This window comes from Pseudomonas sp. MIL9, assembly GCF_016887925.1.
GTDB classification, from domain to species: Bacteria; Pseudomonadota; Gammaproteobacteria; order Pseudomonadales; family Pseudomonadaceae; genus Aquipseudomonas; species Aquipseudomonas mohnii.
The window spans coordinates 258,007-284,339 of the sequence record NZ_JAFEHE010000011.1 but is presented as its reverse complement, the minus strand read 5'-3'; the positions used below and the strand labels follow the sequence as shown (position 1 = coordinate 284,339).

Annotated in this window: 19 protein-coding genes and 1 pseudogene; 8 read left to right on the top strand and 12 right to left on the bottom strand. The window is 60.5% G+C overall.

From position 1 onward, the window contains the following. Nucleotides 1–69: 69 nt before the first annotated feature. The 7 genes and pseudogenes from JQF37_RS14855 to cobA all read left to right on the top strand — a co-directional run bounded on the left by JQF37_RS14855 (nt 70) and on the right by cobA (nt 10,111). Entirely contained in the window at nt 70–1,281 is a 1,212-nt protein-coding gene (locus JQF37_RS14855) for a CmpA/NrtA family ABC transporter substrate-binding protein (protein WP_130203627.1), read from the top strand. A gap of 15 nt (nt 1,282–1,296) precedes the next feature. Further along, nucleotides 1,297–1,872, top strand: a complete 576-nt coding sequence (locus tag JQF37_RS14850; RefSeq protein WP_047531484.1) for an ANTAR domain-containing protein — start codon at nt 1,297–1,299, stop codon at nt 1,870–1,872. A gap of 313 nt (nt 1,873–2,185) precedes the next feature. Then, nucleotides 2,186–3,397: a nitrate/nitrite transporter gene (locus tag JQF37_RS14845; protein ID WP_103402625.1), complete on the top strand. Its 1,212-nt coding sequence runs from the start codon at nt 2,186–2,188 to the stop codon at nt 3,395–3,397. A gap of 7 nt (nt 3,398–3,404) precedes the next feature. After that, the gene (locus JQF37_RS14840; RefSeq protein ID WP_130203628.1) at nt 3,405–5,072 is read left to right on the top strand and encodes a bifunctional protein-serine/threonine kinase/phosphatase; all 1,668 of its coding nucleotides are present in this window, start codon (nt 3,405–3,407) and stop codon (nt 5,070–5,072) included. 290 nt (nt 5,073–5,362) lie between these two features. Continuing rightward, nucleotides 5,363–6,559, top strand: a pseudogene (locus tag JQF37_RS14835) (FAD-dependent oxidoreductase); the annotation flags it as partial. A 59-nt stretch (nt 6,560–6,618) separates the two neighbouring features. Next, nucleotides 6,619–9,336, top strand: a complete 2,718-nt coding sequence (locus JQF37_RS14830) for a nitrate reductase (protein ID WP_130203629.1) — start codon at nt 6,619–6,621, stop codon at nt 9,334–9,336. A 10-nt stretch (nt 9,337–9,346) separates the two neighbouring features. Further along, on the top strand, nt 9,347–10,111 hold the full coding sequence (gene cobA / locus JQF37_RS14825; RefSeq protein ID WP_130203630.1) for a uroporphyrinogen-III C-methyltransferase: 765 nt from the start codon (nt 9,347–9,349) through the stop codon (nt 10,109–10,111). An 85-nt stretch (nt 10,112–10,196) separates the two neighbouring features. Here cobA and JQF37_RS14820 read toward each other — a convergent pair whose 3' ends face one another. The 8 genes from JQF37_RS14820 to ppsA form a co-directional block, all read right to left on the bottom strand. Beyond that, the gene (locus JQF37_RS14820; RefSeq protein WP_130203631.1) at nt 10,197–11,246 is read right to left on the bottom strand and encodes an OmpA family protein; all 1,050 of its coding nucleotides are present in this window, start codon (nt 11,244–11,246) and stop codon (nt 10,197–10,199) included. Between the two features lie 107 nt (nt 11,247–11,353). Beyond that, the gene (sigX, locus tag JQF37_RS14815; RefSeq protein WP_017337463.1) at nt 11,354–11,944 is read right to left on the bottom strand and encodes an RNA polymerase sigma factor SigX; all 591 of its coding nucleotides are present in this window, start codon (nt 11,942–11,944) and stop codon (nt 11,354–11,356) included. A gap of 90 nt (nt 11,945–12,034) precedes the next feature. Beyond that, nucleotides 12,035–12,859: a mechanosensitive ion channel domain-containing protein gene (locus JQF37_RS14810; RefSeq protein ID WP_008048604.1), complete on the bottom strand. Its 825-nt coding sequence runs from the start codon at nt 12,857–12,859 to the stop codon at nt 12,035–12,037. 2 nt (nt 12,860–12,861) lie between these two features. Continuing rightward, entirely contained in the window at nt 12,862–13,110 is a 249-nt protein-coding gene (locus tag JQF37_RS14805; RefSeq protein WP_130203632.1) for a CrfX protein, read from the bottom strand. Between the two features lie 63 nt (nt 13,111–13,173). Next, the gene (locus JQF37_RS14800; RefSeq protein ID WP_130203633.1) at nt 13,174–14,169 is read right to left on the bottom strand and encodes a zinc transporter ZntB; all 996 of its coding nucleotides are present in this window, start codon (nt 14,167–14,169) and stop codon (nt 13,174–13,176) included. 35 nt (nt 14,170–14,204) lie between these two features. After that, nucleotides 14,205–14,696 (bottom strand): ribonuclease E activity regulator RraA, encoded by a 492-nt coding sequence (gene rraA / locus JQF37_RS14795; protein ID WP_130203634.1) that lies wholly within the window; start codon nt 14,694–14,696, stop codon nt 14,205–14,207. A gap of 137 nt (nt 14,697–14,833) precedes the next feature. Continuing rightward, entirely contained in the window at nt 14,834–15,823 is a 990-nt protein-coding gene (locus JQF37_RS14790; RefSeq protein WP_130203635.1) for an alpha/beta fold hydrolase, read from the bottom strand. Between the two features lie 193 nt (nt 15,824–16,016). Continuing rightward, nucleotides 16,017–18,392, bottom strand: coding sequence for a phosphoenolpyruvate synthase (gene ppsA, locus JQF37_RS14785; protein ID WP_047531510.1), 2,376 nt, complete (start codon nt 18,390–18,392; stop codon nt 16,017–16,019). 175 nt (nt 18,393–18,567) lie between these two features. On the opposite strand from ppsA, the gene JQF37_RS14780 reads away from it, so the two are divergent. Then, complete coding sequence (locus JQF37_RS14780; RefSeq protein ID WP_130203636.1) at nt 18,568–19,386, top strand: pyruvate, water dikinase regulatory protein; 819 nt, start codon at nt 18,568–18,570, stop codon at nt 19,384–19,386. A gap of 135 nt (nt 19,387–19,521) precedes the next feature. Here JQF37_RS14780 and prpD read toward each other — a convergent pair whose 3' ends face one another. The 4 genes from prpD to prpC form a co-directional block, all read right to left on the bottom strand. Next, a complete protein-coding gene (gene prpD, locus JQF37_RS14775) occupies nt 19,522–21,006 on the bottom strand; it encodes a 2-methylcitrate dehydratase (protein WP_130203637.1) in 1,485 nt (494 codons plus the stop codon). A gap of 142 nt (nt 21,007–21,148) precedes the next feature. Then, nucleotides 21,149–22,339 (bottom strand): 2-methylaconitate cis-trans isomerase PrpF, encoded by a 1,191-nt coding sequence (gene prpF, locus JQF37_RS14770; RefSeq protein ID WP_130203638.1) that lies wholly within the window; start codon nt 22,337–22,339, stop codon nt 21,149–21,151. Between the two features lie 66 nt (nt 22,340–22,405). Beyond that, on the bottom strand, nt 22,406–25,000 hold the full coding sequence (gene acnD, locus JQF37_RS14765; RefSeq protein WP_204149691.1) for a Fe/S-dependent 2-methylisocitrate dehydratase AcnD: 2,595 nt from the start codon (nt 24,998–25,000) through the stop codon (nt 22,406–22,408). 196 nt (nt 25,001–25,196) lie between these two features. Beyond that, nucleotides 25,197–26,324, bottom strand: coding sequence for a 2-methylcitrate synthase (prpC, locus tag JQF37_RS14760; protein WP_130203640.1), 1,128 nt, complete (start codon nt 26,322–26,324; stop codon nt 25,197–25,199). Nucleotides 26,325–26,333 lie beyond the last annotated feature (9 nt).

Sequence of the window (26,333 nt, the reverse complement as noted above, 5' to 3'; positions counted from 1 at the left end):
GGCGTCGTCATCCGGCCTTGCGCGTGCAAGGACGCGGGACGGCGCTTTTTTTTGCAAGGTGAAGACGCAATGAACGAACCATCAGCCGGCCCGCTGGCCTGGGTCAATGGCAGCGATGCCCCGGAAAAGTCCGAAATCAACCTCGGCTTCATGGCCCTGAGCGACTGCGCCTCGGTCGTGGTCGCCGCCACCCAGGGCTTCGCCCAGCCTTACGGCCTGACCTTGAACCTCAAGCGCCAGTCATCCTGGGCCAACCTGCGGGACAAACTGGTCAGTGGTGAACTCGACGCCGCCCACAGCCTCTATGGCCTGATCTACGCCGTGCACCTGGGCATCGGCGGTGTAGCGCCAACGGACATGGCCGTGCTGATGGGGCTGAACCAGAACGGCCAGAGCATCAACCTCTCCCACGGCTTGCAAGCGCTGGGCGTGACCAGTCCTGAAGCACTGAACCGGCACGTGCACCAAAGTCGCCCAAAACTCACCTTCGCCCAGACCTTCCCCACCGGCACCCACGCCATGTGGCTGTATTACTGGCTCGCCAGTCAGGGCATTCACCCGTTGCAGGACGTCGAGAGCGTAGTGGTGCCGCCGCCGCAAATGGTCGCGCACCTGCAAGCGGGGCGCATCGACGGTTTCTGCGTGGGCGAGCCCTGGTCGGCCAGTGCGGTGCAACAGAACCTCGGATTCACGATGGCGACCACCCAGGCCATCTGGCCCGATCACCCGGAAAAAGTCCTGGGCTGCACCCGCGCGTTCGTCGAGCAATACCCGAACACCGCCCGCGCATTGGTGATGGCGATTCTGCAGGCGAGTCGTTTTATCGAAGAAAGCACTGAAAATCGTCGCAGCACCGCGCAATTGCTCAGTGCCGCGCAATACCTCGATGCGCCGCTGGAATGCATCGAACCGCGCCTGCTGGGCGACTACGACGACGGTCTCGGCAATCGCTGGCAGGATCCGCACGCCCTGCGCTTCCACGGTGAGGGTGAGGTCAATCTGCCGTACCTGTCCGATGGCATGTGGTTCATGACCCAGTTCCGTCGCTGGGGACTCTTGCGCGACGATCCGGACTACCTTGCGGTGGCCCGTCAGGTGCAACAACTAGACTTGTATCGTGAGGCCGCCAGCGCCGTCGGCGTCGCCGCACTGGGCAAAGAGATGCGCAGCAGCCAGTTGATCGACGGCAAGGTCTGGGACGGCTCGGACCCTGCCGGTTATGCCCGCAGTTTTAAACTGCACGCCATGAGCGACAGCTCGCACCGCTTGGCCAGCCGCTGACAGGAGATTGCGAACATGCTGCGTATTCTGCTGATCAACGACACCGCAAAAAAAGTCGGGCGCCTGAAGGCGGCACTGACCGAGGCCGGCTTCGAGGTGATCGACGAATCAGGATTGACCATCGACCTGCCCGGGCGCGTCGAAACGGTGCGTCCGGATGTGATTCTGATCGATACCGAGTCACCGGGCCGCGATGTGATGGAGCAAGTGGTGCTGGTCAGTCGCGACCAACCGCGACCGATCGTGATGTTCACCGACGAACACGACCCGGACGTGATGCGCCAGGCGATCAAGTCCGGGGTCAGTGCCTACATCGTCGAAGGCATTCACGCTCAGCGCTTGCAGCCGATTCTCGACGTGGCCATGGCGCGCTTTGAAAGCGACCAGGCCCTGCGCGCGCAACTGCACGCCCGCGACCAGCAGCTCGCCGAGCGCAAGCGCATCGAGCTGGCCAAAGGGCTGCTGATGAAAATGAAGGACTGCAACGAAGAAGAGGCCTACACCTTGATGCGCCGCCAGGCCATGAGCCGCCAACAGAAACTGATTCAGGTGGCGGAGCAGATCATCGCCATGAGTGAACTGCTCGGCTGAAGCCCTGCTGCATCGCGAGCAAGCTCCCCACAGTTGTAACGTTGTGCAGCTCTTTTGTGGGAGCGAGCCTGCTCGCGATGGCCTTCACTCGGTTTCACGGTATTGGCACAGATCTCGCTAAGTAATCTCCACAGGTAACCAACGGCGGTTGCCCCACCTACGACAAAGACGTCGCTCACCTCATTTGCCCCAAGGCGAATCAGGTGGCGGCGTTTTTTTGTTTTGGCCCCATTGCCCGGGGCTGGTGGTGCAGCCCTCAAGGCGCCCCACCTGCATGACTCCCGTTCGAGACTCCTATCAGCTGAGGTGCGCGATGAATTCAAGCTTCTGGAAATCCGGCCATACCCCGACCCTGTTCGCAGCCTTCCTCTATTTCGATCTGAGCTTCATGGTCTGGTACCTGCTTGGCCCACTGGCCGTGCAAATCGCCGCCGACCTGCACCTGACCACACAACAGCGAGGGCTGGTGGTGGCCACGCCTATTCTGGCCGGTGCGGTACTGCGCTTCATCATGGGCATGCTGGCTGATCGCCTGTCGCCGAAAACCGCTGGCCTGATTGGCCAGGTGATCGTCATCTGCGCCCTGTTCGGTGCCTGGAAACTGGGCATCCACAGCTACGAGCAGGCCCTGGTTCTGGGGCTGTTCCTCGGTATGGCCGGTGCGTCGTTCGCCGTGGCCCTGCCGCTGGCGTCGCAATGGTATCCGCCGCAACATCAAGGCAAGGCCATGGGGATCGCTGGCGCCGGTAACTCGGGCACGGTGTTCGCCGCGTTGATTGCACCGGTTCTGGCGGCTGCATATGGCTGGAGCAACGTGTTCGGCTTTGCCCTCATTCCACTGATCCTGTCGTTGATCGTTTTCGCCTGGCTGGCCAAAAACGCGCCTGAACGGCCGAAAGCCAAGTCGATGGCCGACTACTTCAAGGCCCTGGGCGACCGCGACAGCTGGTGGTTCATGTTTTTCTACAGCGTGACCTTCGGTGGCTTCATTGGCCTGGCCAGCGCCCTGCCCGGCTATTTCAACGATCAATACGGCCTGAGCCCGGTGACGGCCGGCTACTACACCGCCGCCTGCGTGTTCGGCGGCAGCCTGATGCGCCCCTTGGGCGGTGCCCTGGCTGACCGTTTCGGCGGCATCCGCACCCTGCTGGCGATGTACACCGTGGCCGCGATCTGCATTGCTGCCGTCGGATTCAACCTGCCGAGTTCCTACGCTGCGCTGGCACTCTTCGTTTGCACCATGCTCGGCCTTGGTGCGGGCAATGGCGCCGTGTTCCAGTTGGTGCCACAGCGCTTTCGTCGGGAAATCGGCGTGATGACCGGCCTGATCGGCATGGCCGGCGGCATCGGCGGTTTTGCCCTGGCGGCCGGCATGGGCGCAATCAAGCAAAGCACCGGCAGCTACCAAATGGCACTGTGGTTGTTCGCCAGCCTCGGCGTCCTCGCCTGGTTCGGCCTGCACGGGGTGAAACGTCGCTGGAGAACCACCTGGGGTTCGGCTGCCGTGACCGCTGCACGGGTCTGAGCCGGCGATGAGCCTGCAACTGAGTTTCGCCGAAGCCAGCGCCATCGGCCCGCGCGAAGAAAACCAGGACGCGTTGCGGCTGGTCACACCGGCCCCGGCACTGGCGGCGAGCAAGGGTTACCTGTTCGCCATCGCCGACGGTGTCAGCCAGTGCGCCGACGGTGGGCTGGCCGCTCGTTCCACCTTGCAGGCACTGGCACTGGATTATTACGCCACCCCGGAAACCTGGGGCGTCGCCCAGGCGCTGGATCGCCTGCTGCTGGCGCAGAACCGCTGGCTGCAGGCCAACGGCGGTGGACAACCGCTGCTGACCACGGTCAGCGCATTGGTCATGCGCGGTCGGCGCTTCACCCTGGCCCATGTGGGCGACTGCCGAGTGTATCGCTGGCATGCCGATCAGTTGCAGCGCATCAGCGAGGATCACGTCTGGGACCAGCCGGGCATGCAGCATGTGCTCAAACGAGCGATGGGGCTCGATCAGCACCTGGTGCTGGACTTCCTCGACGGCGAATTGCGCCGCGATGAAAGCTTTGTGTTGCTCAGCGACGGGGTCTGGGCAGTCCTGGGCGACACGGCCATTGCCGCGATTCTGCGAGACCAACCGGATCTGCACAGCGCTGCGCAAACCCTGGTCAATGCCGCGCACCTGGCCGGCAGCCAGGACAATGCCAGCGCCTTGCTGGTGCGGGTCGATGCCCTGGGTGAAACCAGCATCGGCGATGCGTTGATTCAACTGCAGCAATGGCCACTGCCGCCCGCACTGAAACCGGGCCAGGATTTCGAGGGCTGGCAGGTCGAAGGGATCGTCGGCCAGAGCCAGCAATCCCTGCTTTATCGCGTGCGTGACAGTCAGCGACAGCCCTGGCTGCTGAAAACCCTGCCCACTCACCTGCGCGACGATCATTCGGCCGGGCAAGCGTTGTTGTCGGAAGAATGGTTTCTCAAGCGTGTAGCCGGGCGTCATTTCCCCGAAGTGCATGCCGCCAGTCAGCGTCAGCATTTGTACTACGTGATGCGCGAATATTCAGGATCGACCCTGGCCCAGTTGCATGAGCAAATCGGGCCGCTGCCGCTGGCCCAATGGCAAGACCTGGCCGAACGCCTGTTGCGAGCGGTGGGCATGCTGCATCGGCGGCAGATACTGCACCGCGATATCAAACCGGAGAACCTGCTGCTGGGGGACGACGGCGAGTTACGGCTGCTCGATTTCGGGCTCGCCTATTGCCCTGGCTTGTCCCTCGATGAGCCCTCTGCCCTGCCCGGAACCCCCAGCTACATTGCGCCGGAAGCGTTTCGCGGCGACCCGCCGAGCACGCAACAGGATTTGTACTCGGTCGGCGTGACCCTGTATGTCCTGCTCACCGGGCATTTTCCCTACGGCGAAATCGAAGCGTTCCAACGCCCACGGTTTGGCGTTCCGGTGAATGCCAGCCGCTATCGCCCCGACCTCCCGGAATGGCTGATGCAAACCCTGGAACGTGCGGTAGCGGCGGATCCGGCTCAACGCTTTGAAACAGCGGAAGAGTGGTTATTGCTGATGGAACAGGGGGAGCGACGCAGTTTGAGCGTGCGTCCCAAACCGTTGCTGGAGCGCGAGCCGTTGAAGGTGTGGCGGACCCTGGCGCTGATGTCGCTGGTGGCGAATCTGGTGCTGCTGGTGGTGGCGCTCCATTAATGGGCGCCGCGCGTTGATTCGGTGCAATAAAATGCCACTTGCCAATGGACGGTGCGTGCAGACACCGCGAACCACGGACTTGACCGACTTGGCACAACCACTGCATTAGCCTTCCCATCACACATAACGTGCAGGCTTCAACGACGAAGACTGCGCTTCCCGAGAGAACGGGACCGGACAAAGGCGTCCCCGTCAGGCAACTGGCGGGACGCCTTTTTTTGTTTGCGCGAAATTGTCGAGCACGACCTTGAAAGCCTGATGAGGCGGGTCGTTGTTCCCCGGAGGACCTGATGAAAAAGCTCAAACTGGTGATGATCGGCAATGGCATGGCCGGCGTTCGTACCCTCGAAGAACTGCTGAAACTGAGCAACGAGCTGTACGACATCACGGTCTTCGGCGCCGAACCCCATACCAACTACAACCGCATCCTGCTGTCGCCGGTGCTGGCTGGCGAACAGAGCTTCGAAGAGATCGAACTCAACGACCTGGACTGGTACCTGGAAAACGACATCAAGTTGCTGCTCAACCGCAGGGTCGTGGAAATCGACCGGGTCAGGCGCCGGGTCATTGCCGAAGACGGCACCGTGGCCGAATACGATCGCCTGTTGATCGCCACCGGCTCCAGCCCGTTCATCCTGCCGATTCCCGGCAACACGCTGCAGGGCGTAATCGGCTACCGCGACATTGCCGACACCCAGGTCATGATCGACACCGCCAAAACCCATAAACACGCCGTGGTCATCGGTGGCGGGCTGCTGGGGCTGGAGGCTGCCAACGGGCTGATGCTGCGCGGCATGCACGTCACCGTCGTGCACCTCGGCAAATGGTTGCTGGATCGGCAACTGGACAAGACCAGCGGCCAGTTGCTGCAAAATGCCCTGGAGGCCCGCGGCCTGCACTTTCGTCTCTGCGAGCAAACCCAGGCGTTGCACGATGCCGGCAATGGCCGGGTCGGCTCGGTCGAGTTCAAGAACGGCGACATCATCCCCGCCGATCTGGTGGTCATGGCCGCCGGCATCCGCCCCAACATCGAACTCGCAGAACAATCCGGCCTCCCTTGCGGCCGCGGGATTCTGGTCAACGATACCCTGCAAACCTACGACCCAAGGATCTACGCCATTGGCGAATGCGCCAGCCATCGCGGCATCGCCTATGGCCTGGTAGCACCGCTGTTCGACCAGGCCAAGGTCTGCGCCAATCACCTCGCACAACTGGGATTCGCCACCTACAAGGGCTCGGTGACCTCGACCAAACTGAAAGTCACCGGCATCAACCTGTTTTCCGCCGGTGACTACATGGGCGGCGAAGGCACCGAAACCATCACCCTCACCGACCCCATCAGTGGCGTCTACAAAAAACTGGTGATCAAGGACGACGTACTGGTCGGGGCCTGCCTGTACGGCGATACGGCCGACGGCGGCTGGTACTTTCGGCAAATCCTCGAGCACCAGGTCATCGGCGAAATCCGCGATCAACTGATGTTCGGCCATTCCTTTACCCTGGAACAGGCCTTGGATAACGCCGGACCAACGCGGGAAGTCGCCTGATGAACCGCCAGATCACTGCGTCCACCTGTTGTTACTGCGGGGTCGGCTGCGGCGTGCTGATCGAGCACGACGGCGAGCGCATCCTCGGCGTCAGCGGCGATCCAGCCCATCCGGCCAACTTCGGCAAACTGTGCAGCAAGGGTTCGACCCTGCATTTGACCGGTGACCTGAGCGCGCGAGCGCTGTATCCCGCATTGCGCCTGGGCAAAAGCCTGGCCCGCAGCCGCACCGATTGGGACACCGCCCTCGATCACGCCGCCAGCGTGTTTGCCCGCACCATCACCGAACATGGCCCGGACAGTGTCGCGTTCTACATTTCCGGGCAATTGCTGACCGAGGACTACTACGCCTTCAACAAATTGGCGCGAGCGTTGGTGGGCACCAACAACATCGATAGCAACTCACGGCTGTGCATGTCTTCAGCGGTGGTGGGCTACAAACGCAGCCTCGGCGCCGACGCACCGCCCTGCAGCTACGAAGACCTGGAATCCAGCGATTGCGTAATGATCGTCGGCAGCAATATGGCCTACGCCCATCCGGTGCTGTTTCGTCGCCTGGAGGAGGCCAAATCCCGCCGCCCGCAGATGAAAGTCATCGTCATCGACCCGCGCCGCACCGATACCTGTGATTTGGCTGACCTGCATCTGGCGATTCTGCCGGGAACCGATGTCGCTTTGTTCCATGGGATTTTGCACTTGCTGCTGTGGGAAAACCGGGTCGACCACGACTTCATCGAGGCGCACACCCAAGGTCTGACGGAACTCAAGCATCTGGTGCACGATTACACGCCGTCCATGGTTGCGCAGCTGTGCGGGATCAGCGTCGAACATCTGCGGCAGTGCGCCGAATGGGTAGGCACCGCCCCAAGCTTTCTGTCCCTGTGGTGCATGGGGTTGAATCAGTCGACCGCTGGCAGCGCCAAAAACAGCGCATTGATCAATCTGCATCTGGCCACCGGGCAAATTGGCCGCCCCGGCGCAGGACCTTTCTCCCTGACCGGTCAGCCCAATGCCATGGGCGGTCGGGAAACCGGTAGTCTGTCGAACCTGCTGCCCGGGCATCGTGAAGCGGCCAATGCCGACCACCGCGCTGAAGTGGCCGCTTACTGGGGGGTAGAACAGCTCCCGACCAGTACAGGGCTGAGCGCCATCGAACTGTTCGAGCAGGTGCGCAGCGGCAAGATCAAGGCGCTGTGGATCGCCTGCACCAACCCGGCGCAATCGATGCCTGACCAGAACGCCGTGCGTGCTGCATTGCAAACCTGTCCGTTCGTGGTGTTGCAGGAAGCGTTTCGCACCACCGAAACAGCCGCATTCGCCGACCTGTTGCTACCCGCCGCCAGTTGGGGCGAAAAAGACGGCCTGGTGACCAATTCCGAACGACGCATTTCCCACGTCCGCCAGGCCATCGTCGCACCCGGTGAAGCGCGGCCCGATTGGGCGATCACCGTAGATTTCGCACGGCGCCTGGAAAAATATCTACGCCCCGGACAACCCAGCCTGTTTGCCTTTGAAACGCCGGCGCAGCTCTTCGATGAATACAAGCAACTGACCCACGGTCGAGATCTGGATTTGTCCGGCATCAGCCATGGCCTGATCGACCGGATCGGCCCGCAACAATGGCCCTTCCCCGCGAATGCCAGCGAAGGCACCGCTCGCCTGTACGGCGACGGCGTATTCCCGACCGCCAACGGTCGCGCACAATTCATCGCCGATCCTTTCCGCGCCGCCAAGGAGCAACGCGATGCACACTTCCCGCTGACCCTGATCACGGGTCGCTTGCGTGATCAATGGCATGGCATGAGTCGCACCGGCACCGCTGCGCAACTGTTCGGCCACGTGGGCGAAGCGGTCTTGAGCCTGCATCCGCAAGAGCTGCACCAACATGACCTGAAACCAGGCGACCTGGTCAGCCTGAAAAGCCGGCGCGGCGAAGTGATTGTGCCGGTCAGCAGCGACGACAACGTGCGACCCGGCCAGGCGTTCTTGCCCATGCATTGGGGCGATCGCTTTCTCAAGGGCGGCGTGAACAGCCTCACCCTTCCCGCCTTTGATCCGCTGTCGAAGCAACCCGAACTCAAGCACAGTGGCGTGCGCCTGGAACCGGTTCAGTTGCCCTGGAGACTGTTCGCACTGATTGAGGGCGATGTACAACAGCATTTTGAGACGCTACGCCCCCTCTGTGAGGCGTTTTCCTACGCAAGCCTCAGCCTGACAGGCCGTGAACGCCCAGCGTTGCTTATACGCGCTGCCAGCGCCACAGCACCGGACCCGCAATGGCTCCGGGATATCGACCAATACCTGGGACTGCATGAAGGCCCGGTGTTGGCCTACGACGACCCGCGGCGTTCCATCGGCAAGCGGGTACGTATCGACAACGGCCGAATTACCGCCATTCGCCTGGCTGGGGAAACCCTCGCCCAACACTGGCTGCTGAATCTTTGGCGGGAAGGTCGTGCCGATGAACAACTTCGGCGCTGGTTACTGGCGCCGCTCAGCACGCCACCAGGTCAGACCGGTGCATCGGCGGCCGGAGACAAAACCCTGTGCAATTGCAAGAACGTCAGCCAAAGCGCGGTTTGCGCCGGTATCGCCCGGGGATTGGACTTGCAGGGTCTGAAACAAGAATTGGGCTGCGGTACGCAATGCGGCTCGTGCGTCCCGGAAATCAAGCGTTTGCTGGTCGCCACGGCGCGACCGGTCGCGGTCACCTCGTGAGGAAAACACTATGAACGCAAAAGTCTGGCTGGTAGGCGCGGGACCTGGCGACCCGGAATTGCTGACCCTCAAGGCCGTTCGGGCATTGAGAGAGGCCGATGTCGTGCTGATCGATGACCTGGTGAATGACGCAGTGCTGGAGCATTGCGTCGGCGCGCGCATCATCCCCGTGGGCAAACGCGGCGGATGTCGCTCTACCCCGCAGGCGTTCATTCATCGACTGATGCTGCGTTACGCGCGCCAAGGCAAATGCGTGGTGCGGCTCAAGGGCGGCGATCCCTGCATTTTCGGGCGCGGCGGCGAAGAGGCGGCGTGGTTGCGTGAACGTGGGGTCGAGGTCGAATTGGTCAATGGCATCACGGCCGGACTCGCGGGCGCGACACAATGCGCTATTCCGTTGACCCTGCGCGGCGTTGCGCGCGGCGTGACGCTGGTCACTGCCCATACCCAGGACGGTAGTCGTCTGAACTGGCAGGCGCTGGCCCAAAGCGGAACAACCCTGGTGATCTACATGGGGGTGGCCAAGCTCAGCGAAATCCGCGAACAGTTGCTTGCCGGTGGAATGGCGACGGATACGCCAGTGGCGATGATTGAAAACGCGTCCCTGCCCCACCAACGGGAATGTCGGAGTGACCTGTCGGCGATGGAGGACGATGCCGGCGCCTTCCAGCTCAAGAGCCCGGCCATTCTGGTCATCGGCACAGTGGCGGCCTGTGCAACCTCTTCTCAGTGGGAGCGCGGCTTGCCCGCGATGGTGGCCGATCAAACCGCCTGATCTGCCTGATTGCACGTTGTTTCATCAAATCGCAGACAAAGAAAAGCCCGGCCTAAGCCGGGCTTTTCTCAGAGCTGCGGGCTAATTACTTAGCTTGAGCTTCAACCTGCGCTTCTACGCGACGGTTAACTGCACGGCCAGCGTCAGTTTTGTTGTCAGCAACTGGGCGGGATTCGCCGTAGCCAACAGACTGAACGCGGGACGATTCAACACCGTACTGGTTGGTCAGAACTTGCTTGACGGCGTTTGCACGACGCTCGGACAGTTTCTGGTTGTAAGCGTCAGGACCGACGTTGTCAGTGTGACCTTCAACAGTAGTGGTGGTGGATGGGTACTGCTTCATGAAGTCAGCCAGGTTTTTGATGTCGCCGTAGCTGTTAGGCTTGACTACCGACTTGTCGAAGTCGAATTTCACGTCCAGCTCAACACGAACAACTTCAGCAACTGCTGGGCAGCCATCAGCGTCAACGGTTACGTTGGCTGGGGTGTCCGGGCACTTGTCAACGTTGTCGCATACGCCATCGTTGTCGCTGTCGGAGCAGACTTCAGCTGGTGCTGGAACTGGAGCAGCGGCAGGCTTGGAGCCGCCACCGAAGTTCACACCCAGACCTACGGACGGGATGTAGTCCCACTTGCCGTTGTCCAGCTTGTAGTCAGCTTCTACGCCAGCACGAGCGTAAACGTTCTCGAGGAAGTAGTACTTAACACCACCGCCAGCGGTCAGGAAAGTCGACTGGTCACGACCGGTGTGGCCATCAGCGGCTACGTTGGTCATGCTGCCGTGCTTAACACCACCTTGAACGTAAGGACGCAGAGCGTCGCCAGCGTTGTTGAAGTGGTACTGAGCGTTCAGACCGAACTGGTCGCCTTCGATTTTCTGATGGCCAGTGCCGTTGTTCGAACGGGTGTGGTCATCGTTGTTGTAGGTCGCGTTCAACGACACGTCGTCGGTCAAGAAGTAACCGATGGAAGCGCCAGGAGTGTAGCCATCTTCAACGTTCTTAACGCTGTCGTTGTACTTTTTCCCGTAGTTGAGCTCGCCTTCAACTGCGCCTTGGCCTTGTGCCAGAGCGCCGAACGAAGTGGCGGCAATAAGAGTACCAATGGCCAAGCCCAAGGTGTTTTTCAGTTTCATCCGTTAAATCCCCATCTGGTGATTGTGAAGCAGTCCCGCAAACCGGGGGACAACTCGGCGGCAAGTCTATCAGAACTTGCCTACACGTAAGAGATATTTGCGCCGAACTAAGTTTCAGCAATGCCTGCAAATTTCTCACGCAATTTATCTAGAGCGCGTTTGTACCGCATTTTTGTTGCACTCAAACCCATGTGCATGATGTCTGCGATCTCCTGAAACTCCAGCTCTGCGACAAATCGTAGCACCAGAATTTCGCGGTCAATCGGGTTCACATACACCAGCCAGCGATCGAGTCCACCCTTTTCCTCCGGTTTCGGCGCCTTTTCTTCAGACGCTTCTTCGAGGGGGTCGAGACTCAAGGCGTCCATCAAGCGACGCTTTCGCCGTTCTTTCCGATACTGAGTGATGCATTCGTTGTAAGTGATGCTGTATAGCCATGTCTTGAACTTCGATTTGCCCTCGAAATTCTTCAAGCCATACAACACCTTCAACATCACTTCCTGACAGACATCGTCTGCGTCGCGATCGTTCCCGAGATATCGTGCACAGACGTTAAATAATGTTCGTTGGTAACGCCGCATCAGTTCTTCATAGGCGCGCGTTACGTGAAACAGCTCGGTGTGCGAGCGCGCGACCAACTCCTCATCAGAGAGCTCGCGGGGGTCGTAGCGCGTGGATAGCGATTGGGCTTTATTCAAAACAAGTCGGGCCGACAGTCAGGTCAATGTCCGCCGCAGCCAGCATCAGTGGGCATTTTGCGGCGGCATACATTAGCAGGGTTTGCCGGGTTAGCGGCTACTCACATGCTGCTCGAGAAGGATCCGATTGGAAAGAGAGACTAGCTCACCCTCATCGGTCAGCAATGTGGTTTTAACCGTGCCGATCTCTTCGATCTGGCCTTCGACCTCGCCAACACGTACTTGTTGCCCAACCTGGTACAACTCACGCACATAGATTCCCGCAAGAATCTGGCCGGCAATTTCCCGGCTTCCCAACCCCATGGCCAGCGCAACCGCCAGACCAACGGTAATCAATACAATCACAATCACATGGTTGAGCAGGTCAGTCTTGACCTCCAACTGGCTGATCGCGACCGAAATACTGATGATGATGACCAGTCCCTGGGCAATTCGCCCAAGGCCAGAAGCGTAGTCCAAGCCCACGCCTTCCGCCGCGCCGCGCACCAACCCGTTGGCCAGTTGCGCCAGCAAGACGCCCACCAGCAACACCAGCGCTGCGCCAAAGACCTTCGGCAAATACAACGCGAGCATGTCCAGCGTAGCCGAAACTCGCTCAAGTCCAAGGGATTCTGCGGCAGAAACCAGAAAAATCAGCAAAACGAACCAATAGACGATCTTGCCGATCAGCGTCGAAATCGGTACTTGAAGGCCTGCGCGAGACAGTAACTTGGTCAGACCGGTGCCGCCCATCAGGCGATCGAGGCCCAGTTTGGCCAGCAATTTGGAGAGCAGCGTGTCCAGCAATTTGGCCACGACAAAACCCAACAGCAGCACAACCAGTGCGCCGAACAGGTTCGGAATGAAGTTGGCAACCTTGGTCCACAACGCGGTCATGGCAGTGACGAGGCTCTGAGTCCAGAGATCAAGTTCCATATTCAATCAGCCTTATCAGCAGTGTGGGCAGCAGGTTTACGAAGACGGGACACCGGCGCGACATGGGCCGATCCATTGTTCACGGCGATCATCAGGGCGGGCAGCCAGCGGCCCAGCAGACTGAACAAATCACCGGCACCGACCTGGCGGTTGGCGGTTTTCAGTACACGACCAAGGCACGCATCGTCGTCCCGGGTGGACGGTGATGCCTTGAGCATGTCACGCAAAGACTGTTCAAACGGATCGTGCATACGCACCTCTCGTGATGTCTGTGAAAGACGCGATCAAATTTGCCTGGGTCACATGGGCCACTTTCAAACCCAGCGCAAACGTCGGAATAACCACCACTGCCCCAATGCCACCGAGACCATCATCAGGCAGGCAATCAGGAAGCCATAAGGGCTGGCAGAGAATGGAATTCCACCGACGTTGATCCCCAACAGACCGGTCAAAAAACTCATCGGCAAAAAAATCCCGGTGATGATTCCGAAGCGGTACATCGTGCGGTTCATGCGCACGCTCAATCGTCGATCTTCGGTCTCAAGGACCAGCCCTACCCGCTCCCGGGTCAGCTCCAGCTCTTCAAGATAGCGGGTCAGACTGTTGTTCAATTCGTTCCAGTAATCGCCATCGTCGTCGACGAACCAGGGCAGTTTGATCCGCGTCAGCTGACCAAAAATATCCCGCTGCGGCGCGAGAAACCGCTTCAACGCCGCCGCCCGGCGACGGATCTGCAAAACAGCGCCGTGTTCCGGTGTATACCGTTCGTCGGTATCCAGCTTTTCTTCTTCCTCATCGACCACTTCCGAGAGGTCGCTGACCAGATCCTGCAACTTGTTGGTCAGGTACTGCGCCATGCACAGGATGAGTTCGGAGGCTGTTTTCGGCCCCTTGCCCTCCACCAGTTGCTCCAGCAGTTCCTCCGTGGCGCGCAACGGGCGCAAACGCAGGGAGATGACACGCTGGGCTGAACCGAAGATTCGCACCGAGACCATGTCTTCAGGCTCGGCCCCCGGATTCAGATTGACCCCGCGCAAAAATAGCAGCAGTTCGCTGTCCGAAAGCTGTAAAAGACGCGGTCGGGTGTTTTCTTCCAGCAACAGGTCACAGCTGAATTCGCTCAGGCCACTGGATTTGCGCAGCCAGGTCTGGGTTTGCGGATGACTGCGATCCCAGTGCAGCCACAGGCTTTCATGGGCCTGCAGCTGCAATTCATCGAGTTCAGTCCGGGCTATCGAACGCGCGCCGCCTTTACCGTCCAGCACCAGGGCATGTACCAACCCCCATTGCGCGTTTTCTTCCTCGAACATCCGCATTCCATTCTTCAAAAAAAATCGACCAAAACTTACTCGGGCATTGCAAGCGGGCTTGGCGAGACGATCACGCCGTTATTGTCCGCATAGATGTAATGGCCCGGATGGAAGGTCACGCCCGCAAAGGTTACGGCCACGTTCAGATCACCGATACCGCGCTTGTCGGTCTTCATCGGGTGGCTGGCCAGGGCCTGAACACCCAGATCGGTTTGCGCGATGACGTCAACGTCACGAATGCAACCGTAGATCACCAGCCCTTCCCAGCCGTTTTTCGCAGCTTTCTCGGCGATCATGTCGCCCAGCAGCGCGCGGCGCAGGGAGCCGCCACCATCGACCACCAGTACCTTGCCATTTCCCTTGAGCTCGGCTTGCTCCTTGACCAGCGAGTTGTCTTCGAAGCATTTGATGGTCACGATTTCGCCGCCAAAGGAATCACGGCCGCCAAAATTGCTGAACATCGGTTCCAGCACCTGCACCAGCTCCGGATAGGCGTCGCACAGGTCAGGCGTTAGGTAATGGTTCATCGAGAAACTCCTGTGAAGAGGAAGAAAGCACGAACATCAGTGATGACTCAGTCATCGAAAATGACCAGAACAGCTCAATGCGTCATATCTTAGCCGCTAGCCGATCGGAGCGAAATGCCCTTGATAGAGCGTCGGGCTCAAATCGCCGTGACCAAATTCGCTGATTCACCCAGTAGAGGGGTTTGCTGATCCGCCAGCCAGCGGGCCACCAGTGGCCAGACTTCAGCCTGTGCGGCTTTGCTGACCAACATGTCCACGTGACCGAAATTATCGGCAAAGCCCTGCTCGCGACCCAGGTTGATAAATTGCTTGTGCTCGGACCCCAACTGATCGAACAGCTTGCGACAAGCCCAGGCCGGATCCTGATGGTCACCGGCGGCACTCACCGCCAGCACCGGCAATCTGACCTCGGCCAAACCCGCCCACCAGTCCTTGTCGGCATCGCCAAAGCGCCCGAACAGGCCGTGCCAACGCATGCTTTCCAGGGCCAGGCCAATCGGCTCGTCCTCCGGGCCGCGTTTGAGCCGTGAACCCGACAGCTGGGCAAAACGCTTGAGAATGAAACGACCGCTCCACTCCACCGGCGGGATTTTCAACGGCCAGTACGTGCGACTGACCTGCGCGCCAAAGAACGCCGCAGACGCCACCACGGGCTCACCGATGTATTGACCGCCCAATGCGGCTGCCAGGGTAATGCCGCCCAGCGAGTGGCCGATCCAGTGTGGGACCTGGCCGCTTTGCTCTCGCACGAACGCGCCAATGGCCGGCAGATCGTAACGAGCGTAGTCGGCGACACGGTTCTTGCGGTAGTTCTGGTTGCGCTGTGAGAGGCCGTGACCGCGCATTTCCGGAATCCATACGTCGAAGCCCAGGCGCGTCAGATAGGCGCCGAGCCCCAGCCCTTTCGGGGAAAACCAGAAACGTCGATTGGAAAAACTGCCGTGCAACAGGATCACCGGCACGCCACGCACCGCTGGCTCATCGGCCATGCCGAGGCGAGTCACCGCAATTTCGACGGTACCGTCGGGGCTGTTGCCGGGTTTTAAACGGTAAACATCTTCGCTCAGATCGCCGCGCCGCTCGGCGCTGATCAGGGCGACAGGAAATAGGTTGCTGCTGCTTTGCATAAGTTCTTGCACAAAAAAGGGCGGCATCCGGAGGAGCCCGCCCTACTTGAATCTTAAAGGCACCGCCCATCTGGGAGCGAGCCTGCTCGCGATGGACTCCAGAACAACGCGTTTATTCAGTAAACGCGCATGATCGTTCACGACCATCGCGAGCAAGCTCGCTCCTACAAGAGAGCGGCCCGTTCACACCGGATCAAGCCTGCGCTTGACCCTCAGCCAGGAAGAACCAGGTTTCCAGTACGGAATCGGGGTTCAACGACACGCTTTCGATGCCTTGTTCCATCAGCCATTTGGCCAGGTCCGGGTGGTCCGAAGGGCCCTGACCGCAAATGCCGATGTACTTGCCGGCCTTGTTGCACGCGGCAATGGCGTTGGCCAGCAGCTTCTTGACCGCAGGGTTACGCTCGTCGAACAGGTGCGCGATGATCCCGGAGTCACGGTCCAGGCCCAGAGTCAGCTGGGTCAGGTCGTTGGAACCGATGGAGAAGCCGTCGAAGAACTCAAGGAACTCTTCAGCCAGGATGGCGTTGGACGGCAGTTCGCACATCATGATGACGCGCAGACCGTTGTCGCCACGGGCCAGACCGTTTTCCGCCAGCAGGTCCACGACCTGGCTCGCTTCGCCCAGGGTGCGGACGAACGGCACCATGATTTCGACGTTGGTCAGGCCCATCTCGTTGCGCACGCGCTTGAGGGCACGGCATTCGAGTTCGAAGCAGTCACGGAACGATTCGCTGATGTAACGCGAGGCGCCACGGAAACCCAGCATCGGGTTTTCTTCTTCCGGCTCGTAGAGCTTACCGCCGATCAGGTTGGCGTATTCGTTGGACTTGAAGTCCGACAGACGCACGATGACCTTCTTCGGCCAGAACGCTGCCGCCAGGGTGCTGATGCCTTCAACCAGCTTCTCGACATAGAAACCGACCGGATCGTCGTAACCGGCGATACGCTTGTTGACGCTTTCCTTGATGTCCGACGGCAGACCGTCGTAGTTCAGCAGCGCCTTCGGGTGCACGCCGATCATGCGGTTGATGATGAACTCCAGACGGGCCAGACCCACACCGGCGTTCGGCAGCTGTGCGAAGTCGAAGGCACGGTCCGGGTTGCCGACGTTCATCATGATCTTGAACGGCAGCTCCGGCATGGCATCCACGGAGTTTTTCTTGATGTCGAAGCCCAGTTCGCCTTCGAAGATGAAACCGGTGTCGCCTTCTGCGCAGGAAACGGTCACGCCCTGGCCGTCTTTCAACAGCTGGGTGGCGTTACCGCAACCGACCACGGCCGGGATCCCCAGTTCACGGGCGATGATCGCCGCGTGGCAGGTACGGCCGCCACGGTTGGTGACGATGGCACTGGCACGCTTCATGACCGGTTCCCAGTCCGGGTCGGTCATGTCGGAAACCAGTACGTCGCCTGGCTGGACCTTGTCCATCTCGGACACGTCCTTGATGATGCGGACCTTGCCGGCGCCGATGCGCTGGCCGATGGCACGGCCTTCCACCAGCACGGTGCCGGTTTCTTTCAACAGGTAACGTTCCATGACGTTGGCCTGGGTGCGGCTCTTCACGGTTTCCGGACGGGCCTGCACGATGTACAGCTTGCCGTCGTCACCGTCCTTGGCCCATTCGATGTCCATCGGGCACTTGTAGTGCTTCTCGATGATCATCGCCTGCTTGGCCAGTTCGCTGACTTCGGCGTCGGTCAGGCAGAAACGCGCGCGATCGGCCTTGTCGACATCGACGGTCTTGACCGAACGACCGGCCTTGGCCTCGTCGCCGTAGATCATCTTGATGGCCTTGCTGCCCAGGTTGCGGCGCAGGATCGCCGGACGACCGGCGGCCAGCGTGCCTTTATGCACGTAGAACTCATCCGGGTTCACCGCGCCTTGTACGACGGTTTCACCCAGGCCGTAGGCGCCGGTGATGAACACCACGTCACGGAAACCCGATTCGGTATCGAGGGTGAACATCACGCCGGCCGTGCCGGTTTCGGAACGGACCATGCGCTGCACGCCGGCCGACAGGGCAACCAGCTTGTGGTCGAAGCCCTGGTGGACACGGTAGGAAATCGCGCGGTCGTTGAACAACGAGGCGAACACCTCTTTGGCAGCACGAATGACGTTTTCGACACCACGGATGTTCAGGAACGTTTCCTGCTGGCCAGCGAAAGAAGCGTCCGGCAGGTCTTCGGCGGTAGCGGAAGAACGCACGGCCACGGCCATGTCAGGGTTGCCGGCGGACAGCGTGGCGAACGCCGTGCGGATTTCGGTGTTCAGTTTTTCAGGGAACTCGGCTTCCATGATCCATTGACGGATCTGGGCGCCGGTCTTGGCCAGGGCGTTCACGTCGTCGACGTCCAGTGCATCAAGGGCGTCGTGAATCTGCTGGTTCAGGCCGCTCAGTTCCAGGAAATCACGATATGCCTGAGCGGTCGTGGCGAAGCCACCAGGCACCGATACACCGGCACCTGCAAGGTTGCTGATCATCTCGCCCAGGGATGCGTTCTTGCCCCCCACATGCTCCACATCATGGACGCCGAGCTTATCGAGGGAAACTACGTACTCTACCAAGGTGATCTCTCCACTAACTGTGTTGGAAAAGCTCAGAAGCCGGCTTGCTCGGAAGAGCGTTTGCCAGCTGTATGGCCTGGACCTGGAAAATAAGTGAGAATGCGGGCCATTGGCGGCCGACAAATCGCGCCTATCATATCCAAGATTCGTTACTAGCTTAAGGCCCAAGGTGCAAATGAAACGATCTGCTTTCTTTATCTCCGATGGCACCGGCATTACCGCCGAAACCCTGGGTCAAAGCCTCCTGGCGCAGTTCGAGAACATTACCTTCAGCAAATTCACCCGGCCGTACATCGACAACGCGGATAAAGCGCGGGCCATGGTACAACAAATCAACAGAGCCGCCGAAACCGACGGCTTCCGTCCGATTATCTTCGACACCATCGTCAATCAGGACATTCGTGAGATCCTCGCGACTTCCAATGGTTTCATGATCGACATTTTCTCGACCTTCCTGGCGCCACTCGAACAGGAACTGACCGAGCATTCCTCCTACACCGTCGGCAAATCCCACTCCATCGGTGCCAACACCAATTACATGGAGCGGATCGAGGCGGTGAACTTCGCCCTCGACAACGACGACGGCGCCCGCACGCACTACTACGACAAAGCCGACCTGATCCTGGTGGGCGTGTCGCGTTGCGGCAAGACCCCCACCTGCCTGTACATGGCCATGCAGTTCGGTATCCGCGCCGCCAACTACCCGCTGACCGAAGACGACATGGAGCGCCTGCAACTGCCAAGCGCCCTGCGCCCCCACCAGCACAAACTGTTTGGCCTGACCATCGACCCGGATCGCCTCACCGCGATCCGCAACGAGCGCAAGCCCAACAGCCGCTATTCGAGCTACGCCCAGTGCGAGTTCGAAGTGCGCGAAGTGGAAAACCTGTTCCGCCGCGAGAACATCCCGCACATCAACTCCACGCATTTTTCCGTTGAAGAGATCTCGGCGAAGATCCTCGTGGAAAAAGGCGTCGAGCGGCGCTTCAAATAAATCATGCGGCGTCTGATCTGACGCCTTCGCGGGCAAGCCCGCTCCCACAGGGATATCTGGTGTATGCAGATTTTGCATTCACAACAAAACCCTGTGGGAGCGTGGCTTGCCCGCGATGAACGATAACGCGGTCTCCTAGATAACAAACAAATCCACAAACCGATTCACAGGCGTTGCCTCAAGCCTCGCCTGATCCTTGCACAACTCAAAAATCTCCCCACTGCGTTGCCCGGTGAATCGTGTCAGCAGGTTCGCCTTGAATTTGTCTTCCAACAGCGGAATACCCTCGGCACGGCGCCGCCGATGCCCGATCGGGTACTCCACCACCACGTTCTCGGTGCTGGTACCGTCCTTGAAAAACACCTGAACGGCATTGGCGATGGAACGCTTGTCGGCCTCCAGGTACTCACGGGTGTAGACCGGGTTTTCGACGATGACCATTTTCTCGCGCAACACATCGATGATCGGATGTGCCTTGTGGAAATCATCTTCGTAGTGTTCGGCCACCAGATTGCCGAATGCCAGTGGCACGGCGGTCATGTACTGGAGGCAGTGATCGCGGTCGGCGGCATTGGCCAAAGGGCCGACCTTGGAAATGATGCGTATCGCCGATTCGTGGGTGGTGATAACGATCCTGTCGATGTCGTGCAAGCGGTTGCGCACTTGCGGATGCAGGGTCACTGCGGCTTCACAGGCCGTTTGTGCGTGAAACTCGGCGGGAAAACTGATCTTGAACAGCACGTTTTCCATCACATAACTGCCGTACGGCCGGGAAAAACTGAACGCCCGTTTGCCTTCGGGTTTTAGCGCCAGATCGTTGTTGGTGTGGCTAAACAACACGTCATAAAAACCCCATTGTTTGGCACTCAACACACCGGGAATGCCCATCTCGCCACGCATGGCGATGTCCGCCAGACGAACACCACGACTGGACGCATCCCCCGCCGCCCAGGATTTTCTCGAGCCGGCATTCGGTGCATGGCGATAGGAACGCAGCGCCTGGCCGTCGGCGAAGGCGTGAGACAGCGCCGAGAGCAACTGCTCGCGATTGGCCCCCATCAGCTTGGCGGTGACCGCCGTCGAGGCGACTTTCACCAGAATGACGTGATCAAGGCCTACACGATTGAACGAATTTTCCAGCGCGATCACGCCTTGAATCTCATGGGCCATGACCATCGCTTCCAGCACCGTGCGAACCGTCAACGGCGCCTCACCATTGGCCAGACGCTTTTGCGACAAGTGATCGGCCACCGCGAGAATGCCGCCGAGATTATCCGACGGGTGGCCCCACTCGGCCGCGAGCCAGGTGTCGTTGTAGTCGAGCCAGCGCACGATGCAGCCAATGTCCCAGGCGGCCTTGACCGGATCGAGGCGGTAGTTGGTGCCGGGCACGCGAGCGCCGAACGGCACGACGGTGCCTTCGACGATGGGCCCCAGGTGCTTGGTGCATTCGGGAAAACGCAGGGCGAGCAATCCGCAGCCAAGGGTGTCCATCAGGCAGTTGCGAGCGGTGTCGAGGGCTTCCTCGGACTCGATTGTGCAGGTCAGTACGTAATCGGCGATGTCCTGCAGCACCTGGTCGTAGTCCGGGCGATTGTTGAGGTCAACGTTGGCGCTCATGTTCGATTCCCTCTTGCAGGAGCGAGCTTGCTCCGGGCGGCGTTCCGACGATGGTCATCGACGATAACGCTGGGTGCCTGACACCCAGCGGTGCTCTCAGGTGCATCGCGAGCAGGCTCGCTCCTACTGGGTTATGCGTCAATCAGAACGAATCACCCGGCACGCGAACGTAACCTTCCATCAACACCCGCGCACTGCGGCTCATGATGGCCTTGTTCACAGTCCACTCACCATTCACCTGACTGGCTTCAGCGCCGACGCGCAAGGTGCCGGACGGGTGACCGAAGCGCACCGCGTTGCGCTCGACTCCGCCGGCCGCAAGGTTGACCAGGGTGCCGGAAATCGCCGCCGCAGTGCCGATGGCGACAGCCGCCGTGCCCATCATCGCGTGGTGCAACTTGCCCATCGACAACGCACGCACCAGCAGGTCGACATCACCCGCTGCAACCAATTTGCCGCTGGACGAGACATACTCGGCCGGTTTGGCCACGAACGCCACTTTCGGCGTGTGCTGGCGCTTGGCCGCTTCGTCGATGTTGGCAATCAGGCCCATGCGCAGCGCGCCATAAGCGCGGATGGTTTCGAACATCTGCAGCGCTTTCGGGTCGCCGTTGATCGCCCCCTGCAACTCGGTTCCCTTATAGCCGATGTCCTCGGCATTGACGAAAATCGTCGGGATGCCGGCGTTGATCATGGTCGCCTTGAGGGTGCCGACGCCGGGCACTTCCAGATCATCGATCAGGTTGCCGGTCGGGAACATCGACCCGCCACCGCCCTCTTCTTCCGCCGCCGGGTCCATGAATTCGACCTGCACTTCAGCGGCCGGGAAGGTCACGCCGTCGAGTTCGAAATCGCCGGTTTCCTGCACTTCGCCGTTGGTGATCGGCACATGGGCGATGATGGTCTTGCCGATGTTGGCCTGCCATACGCGCACCACGGCCACGCCGTTGTGCGGAATGCGGCTGGCGTCCACCAGACCGTTGCTGATGGCGAACGAACCGACCGCCGCGGACAAGTTGCCGCAGTTGCCGCTCCAGTCCACGAAAGGCTTGTCGATGGAGACCTGACCGAACAGGTAATCGACGTCGTGATCGGCCTTGATGCTTTTCGACAGGATCACGGTTTTGCTGGTGCTCGACGTCGCGCCGCCCATGCCGTCGATTTGTTTTTCGTACGGGTCGGGGCTGCCGATTACGCGCAGCAGCAAGGCGTCGCGGGCCGGGCCTGGAACCTGGGCCGCTTCAGGCAAGTCTCGCAGGCTGAAGAACACGCCTTTGCTGGTGCCGCCGCGCATGTAGGTGGCGGGAATCTTGATTTGCGGTGCATGAGCCATGGTGCTCGTTACTCCTGATCTGGAAAAAGACACGGGACTCAAGGTCCCGTGTCTGTGCTGCGCGTGTTAAACGGCAACCGCCGATTCTTCGAGGAAGTCCTGGGCGAAGCGTTGCAGCACGCCGCCAGCCTCGTAGATCGACACTTCTTCGGCGGTGTCGAGACGGCAGGTCACCGGCACTTCGACGCGCTCGCCGTTCTTGCGATGGATCACCAGCGTCAGCTCGGCGCGCGGGGTGCGATCGCCCACCACGTCATAGGTTTCACTGCCGTCGATGGCCAGGGTGTGACGATTGGTGCCCGGCTTGAATTCCAGCGGCAACACGCCCATGCCCACCAGGTTGGTGCGGTGAATGCGCTCGAAACCTTCAGCGGCAATCGCCTCCACGCCAGCCAGGCGCACGCCCTTCGCCGCCCAGTCACGGGACGAGCCCTGACCGTAGTCGGCACCGGCGATGATGATTAGCGGCTGCTTGCGGTCCATGTAGGTTTCAATGGCTTCCCACATGCGCATGACTTTGCCTTCCGGCTCCACACGAGCCAGCGAGCCCTGCTTGACCTTGCCGTTTTCCTGAACCATTTCGTTGAACAGTTTCGGGTTGGCGAAGGTGGCGCGCTGCGCGGTGAGGTGGTCACCACGGTGAGTCGCGTAAGAGTTGAAGTCCTCTTCCGGCAAGCCCATTTTCGCCAGGTATTCACCGGCGGCGCTGTCGAGCATGATCGCGTTGGATGGCGACAGGTGGTCGGTGGTGATGTTGTCCGGCAGCACTGCCAGCGGGCGCATGCCCTTGAGCGGACGGGCGCCGGCCAGCGCGCCTTCCCAGTACGGCGGACGGCGGATATAGGTGCTCATCTCGCGCCACTCATACAGCGGCGCAACTTTCGGGCCGGTGTCTTCGTGGATGGCGAACATCGGGATGTACACCTGACGGAACTGCTCCGGCTTCACCGAGGCTTTGACTACCGCGTTGATTTCTTCGTCGCTTGGCCAGATGTCCTTGAGGCGAATTTCCTTGCCGTCAACCACACCCAACACATCCTTCTCGATGTCGAAGCGGATGGTGCCGGCAATGGCGTACGCGACCACCAGTGGCGGCGACGCGAGGAACGCTTGCTTGGCGTACGGGTGGATCCGTCCGTCGAAGTTGCGGTTACCGGACAGCACTGCGGTGGCGTACAGGTCGCGGTCGATGATCTCTTGCTGGATCACCGGATCCAGCGCGCCGGACATGCCGTTGCACGTGGTGCAGGCAAAGGCGACGACGCCGAAACCGAGTTGTTCCAGCTCGGTGGTCAGGCCGGCTTCATCCAGGTACAGCGCCACGGTTTTCGAACCAGGCGCCAGGGACGACTTGACCCATGGCTTGCGGGTCAGGCCCAGCTTGTTGGCGTTGCGCGCCAGCAGGCCGGCGGCGATCACGTTGCGCGGGTTGCTGGTATTGGTGCAACTGGTGATGGCAGCGATGATCACCGCGCCGTCGGGCATTTGCCCCGGCACATCTTCCCACTTGCCGGAGATGCCTTTGGCCGCCAGATCCGACACCGCGACACGGGCGTGCGGGTTGCTCGGGCCGGCCATGTTGCGCACCACCGTGGACAGGTCGAACGTCAGGCCGCGCTCGTATTGCGCGTCCTTCAGGCTGTCAGCCCAGAGACCTGTGGTCTTGGCGTAGTTCTCCACCAACTGCACCTGCTCGTCTTCACGACCGGTGAGCTTGAGGTAGTCGATGGTCTGCTGGTCGATGTAGAACATCGCCGCCGTGGCGCCGTATTCCGGGGCCATGTTGGAGATGGTCGCGCGGTCGCCGAGGGTCAGCGCGGCAGCGCCTTCGCCGAAGAACTCCAGCCAGGCGCCGACGACTTTTTGCTTGCGCAGGAACTCGGTCAGCGCCAGCACCATGTCGGTGGCAGTGATGCCCGGCTGCAGCTTGCCAGTCAGTTCAACCCCGACGCTTTCCGGCAGACGCATCCAGGATGCGCGACCGAGCATCACGCTTTCCGCTTCCAGGCCACCAACGCCGATGGCGATCACACCCAGCGCATCGACGTGCGGGGTGTGGCTGTCGGTGCCGACGCAGGTATCGGGGAACGCCACGCCGTCACGGACCTGGATCACCGGAGACATTTTCTCCAGGTTGATCTGGTGCATGATGCCGTTGCCCGGCGGGATCACGTCGACGTTCTTGAACGCCTTCTTGGTCCAGTTGATGAAGTGGAAACGGTCTTCGTTACGACGGTCTTCGATGGCGCGGTTCTTTTCGAACGCTTGCGGATCGAAGCCACCACGCTCGACGGCCAGGGAGTGGTCGACGATCAATTGGGTCGGCACCACCGGGTTCACTTGCGCCGGGTCGCCACCTTGCAGGGCGATGGCGTCACGCAGGCCGGCGAGGTCGACCAGCGCGGTCTGGCCGAGGATGTCGTGGCACACCACGCGGGCCGGGAACCACGGGAAGTCGAGGTCGCGCTTGCGCTCGATGAACTGCTTCAGGGATTCGGTAAGCGTGGCCGGGTCGCAGCGACGCACAAGGTTTTCCGCCAGCACGCGAGAGGTGTACGGCAGGGTGTCGTAGGCGCCTGGCTGAATGGCTTCGACAGCCGCACGGACATCGAAGTAATCCAGGTGGCTGCCAGGCAGCGATTTGCGAAATTTTGTGTTCATCGTCAGGACTCGGTCACGGTAATTACAAAGGGTGGGGCTGGCACCGGGCATGAAGTCAACACTTTCCACTGTGGGAGTGAGCCTGCTCGCGATGGTGTGTCAGTCGACACCAATGTGTATGACATTCCATCGCGAGCAGGCTCGCTCCTACAGGGATCTGCGTTGAATTCAGATCCCGGTGCAGGCCCCTCCCCGGTCAGCGTTGTTCGATTGGCACGAACTTGCGCTGCTCGACGCCGATGTACTCGGCGCTCGGGCGGATGATGCGGTTGTTGGCGCGTTGTTCGTACACGTGGGCGGCCCAGCCGGTCAGGCGCGAGCAGACGAAGATCGGCGTGAACAACTTGGTCGGGATGCCCATGAAGTGGTACGCCGAGGCATGGTAGAAGTCGGCGTTCGGGAACAGTTTCTTCTGCTCCCACATGGTGGCGTCGATGGCTTCGGAAACCTGGAACAACACCTTGTCGCCCACTTCGTCGGCGAGTTTTTTCGACCAGCCCTTGATCACCTCGTTGCGCGGATCGTTGTCCTTATAGATCGCGTGGCCGAAGCCCATGATCTTGTCCTTGCGCGCCAGCATGCCGAGGGTGCCCTCGACCGCCTCTTCAGGCGACGAGAAACGCTCGATCATTTCCATCGCCGCTTCGTTGGCGCCGCCGTGCAGCGGACCGCGCAGCGAACCGATAGCCGCGGTGATGCAGGAATACAGGTCGGACAGGGTCGATGCGCAAACCCGTGCGGTGAAGGTCGAAGCGTTGAACTCGTGCTCTGCGTAGAGAACCAGCGACACGTTCATCACTTTGACATGCAACTCGCTCGGCTTCTTGCCGTGCAGCAGGTGCAGGAAATGACCACCGATGGACGGCTCGTCGGTCACACAGTCGATGCGCTTGCCATCATGGCTGAAGCGATACCAGTAGGTCATGATCGCCGGGAACGCGGCCAGCAGGCGGTCGGTCTTGTCGTGTTGCTCGGAGAAGTCCAGCTCCGGTTCCAGGTTGCCCAGGAACGAGCAACCGGTGCGCATCACGTCCATCGGGTGGGCGTCGGCAGGGATGCGTTCCAGCACTTCTTTCAGCGCTTGCGGCAGGTCGCGCAGTTTGCTCAGCTTGGCGATGTATGCCGCCAGTTGGGCCTTGCTCGGCAATTCGCCGTACAGCAGCAGGTAGGCGACTTCTTCGAATTGTGCGTCAGCCGCCAGTTCGCGAACGTCGTAGCCGCGATAGGTCAGGCCTGCGCCCGACTGGCCCACGGTGGACAGTGCGGTTTGCCCGGCAACCTGGCCACGGAGTCCGGCGCCACTGAGTACTTTTGCTTCGGCCATTACTGTCTC

What these genes read in the sequence shown, in the direction of transcription:
- JQF37_RS14840 (WP_130203628.1), top strand. Translation starts at nt 3,405, where the DNA reads ATGAGCCTGCAACTGAGTTTCGCCGAAGCCAGCGCCATCGGCCCGCGC.
- rraA (WP_130203634.1), bottom strand. Translation starts at nt 14,696, where the DNA reads ATGAACCATTACCTAACGCCTGACCTGTGCGACGCCTATCCGGAGCTG.
- JQF37_RS14830 (WP_130203629.1), top strand. Translation starts at nt 6,619, where the DNA reads ATGAACCGCCAGATCACTGCGTCCACCTGTTGTTACTGCGGGGTCGGC.
- JQF37_RS14810 (WP_008048604.1), bottom strand. Translation starts at nt 12,859, where the DNA reads ATGGAACTTGATCTCTGGACTCAGAGCCTCGTCACTGCCATGACCGCG.
- JQF37_RS14800 (WP_130203633.1), bottom strand. Translation starts at nt 14,169, where the DNA reads ATGTTCGAGGAAGAAAACGCGCAATGGGGGTTGGTACATGCCCTGGTG.
- cobA (WP_130203630.1), top strand. Translation starts at nt 9,347, where the DNA reads ATGAACGCAAAAGTCTGGCTGGTAGGCGCGGGACCTGGCGACCCGGAA.
- JQF37_RS14855 (WP_130203627.1), top strand. Translation starts at nt 70, where the DNA reads ATGAACGAACCATCAGCCGGCCCGCTGGCCTGGGTCAATGGCAGCGAT.
- prpD (WP_130203637.1), bottom strand. Translation starts at nt 21,006, where the DNA reads ATGAGCGCCAACGTTGACCTCAACAATCGCCCGGACTACGACCAGGTG.
- prpF (WP_130203638.1), bottom strand. Translation starts at nt 22,339, where the DNA reads ATGGCTCATGCACCGCAAATCAAGATTCCCGCCACCTACATGCGCGGC.
- JQF37_RS14805 (WP_130203632.1), bottom strand. Translation starts at nt 13,110, where the DNA reads ATGCACGATCCGTTTGAACAGTCTTTGCGTGACATGCTCAAGGCATCA.
- JQF37_RS14850 (WP_047531484.1), top strand. Translation starts at nt 1,297, where the DNA reads ATGCTGCGTATTCTGCTGATCAACGACACCGCAAAAAAAGTCGGGCGC.
- JQF37_RS14845 (WP_103402625.1), top strand. Translation starts at nt 2,186, where the DNA reads ATGAATTCAAGCTTCTGGAAATCCGGCCATACCCCGACCCTGTTCGCA.
- prpC (WP_130203640.1), bottom strand. Translation starts at nt 26,324, where the DNA reads ATGGCCGAAGCAAAAGTACTCAGTGGCGCCGGACTCCGTGGCCAGGTT.
- JQF37_RS14780 (WP_130203636.1), top strand. Translation starts at nt 18,568, where the DNA reads ATGAAACGATCTGCTTTCTTTATCTCCGATGGCACCGGCATTACCGCC.
- JQF37_RS14820 (WP_130203631.1), bottom strand. Translation starts at nt 11,246, where the DNA reads ATGAAACTGAAAAACACCTTGGGCTTGGCCATTGGTACTCTTATTGCC.
- acnD (WP_204149691.1), bottom strand. Translation starts at nt 25,000, where the DNA reads ATGAACACAAAATTTCGCAAATCGCTGCCTGGCAGCCACCTGGATTAC.
- JQF37_RS14790 (WP_130203635.1), bottom strand. Translation starts at nt 15,823, where the DNA reads ATGCAAAGCAGCAGCAACCTATTTCCTGTCGCCCTGATCAGCGCCGAG.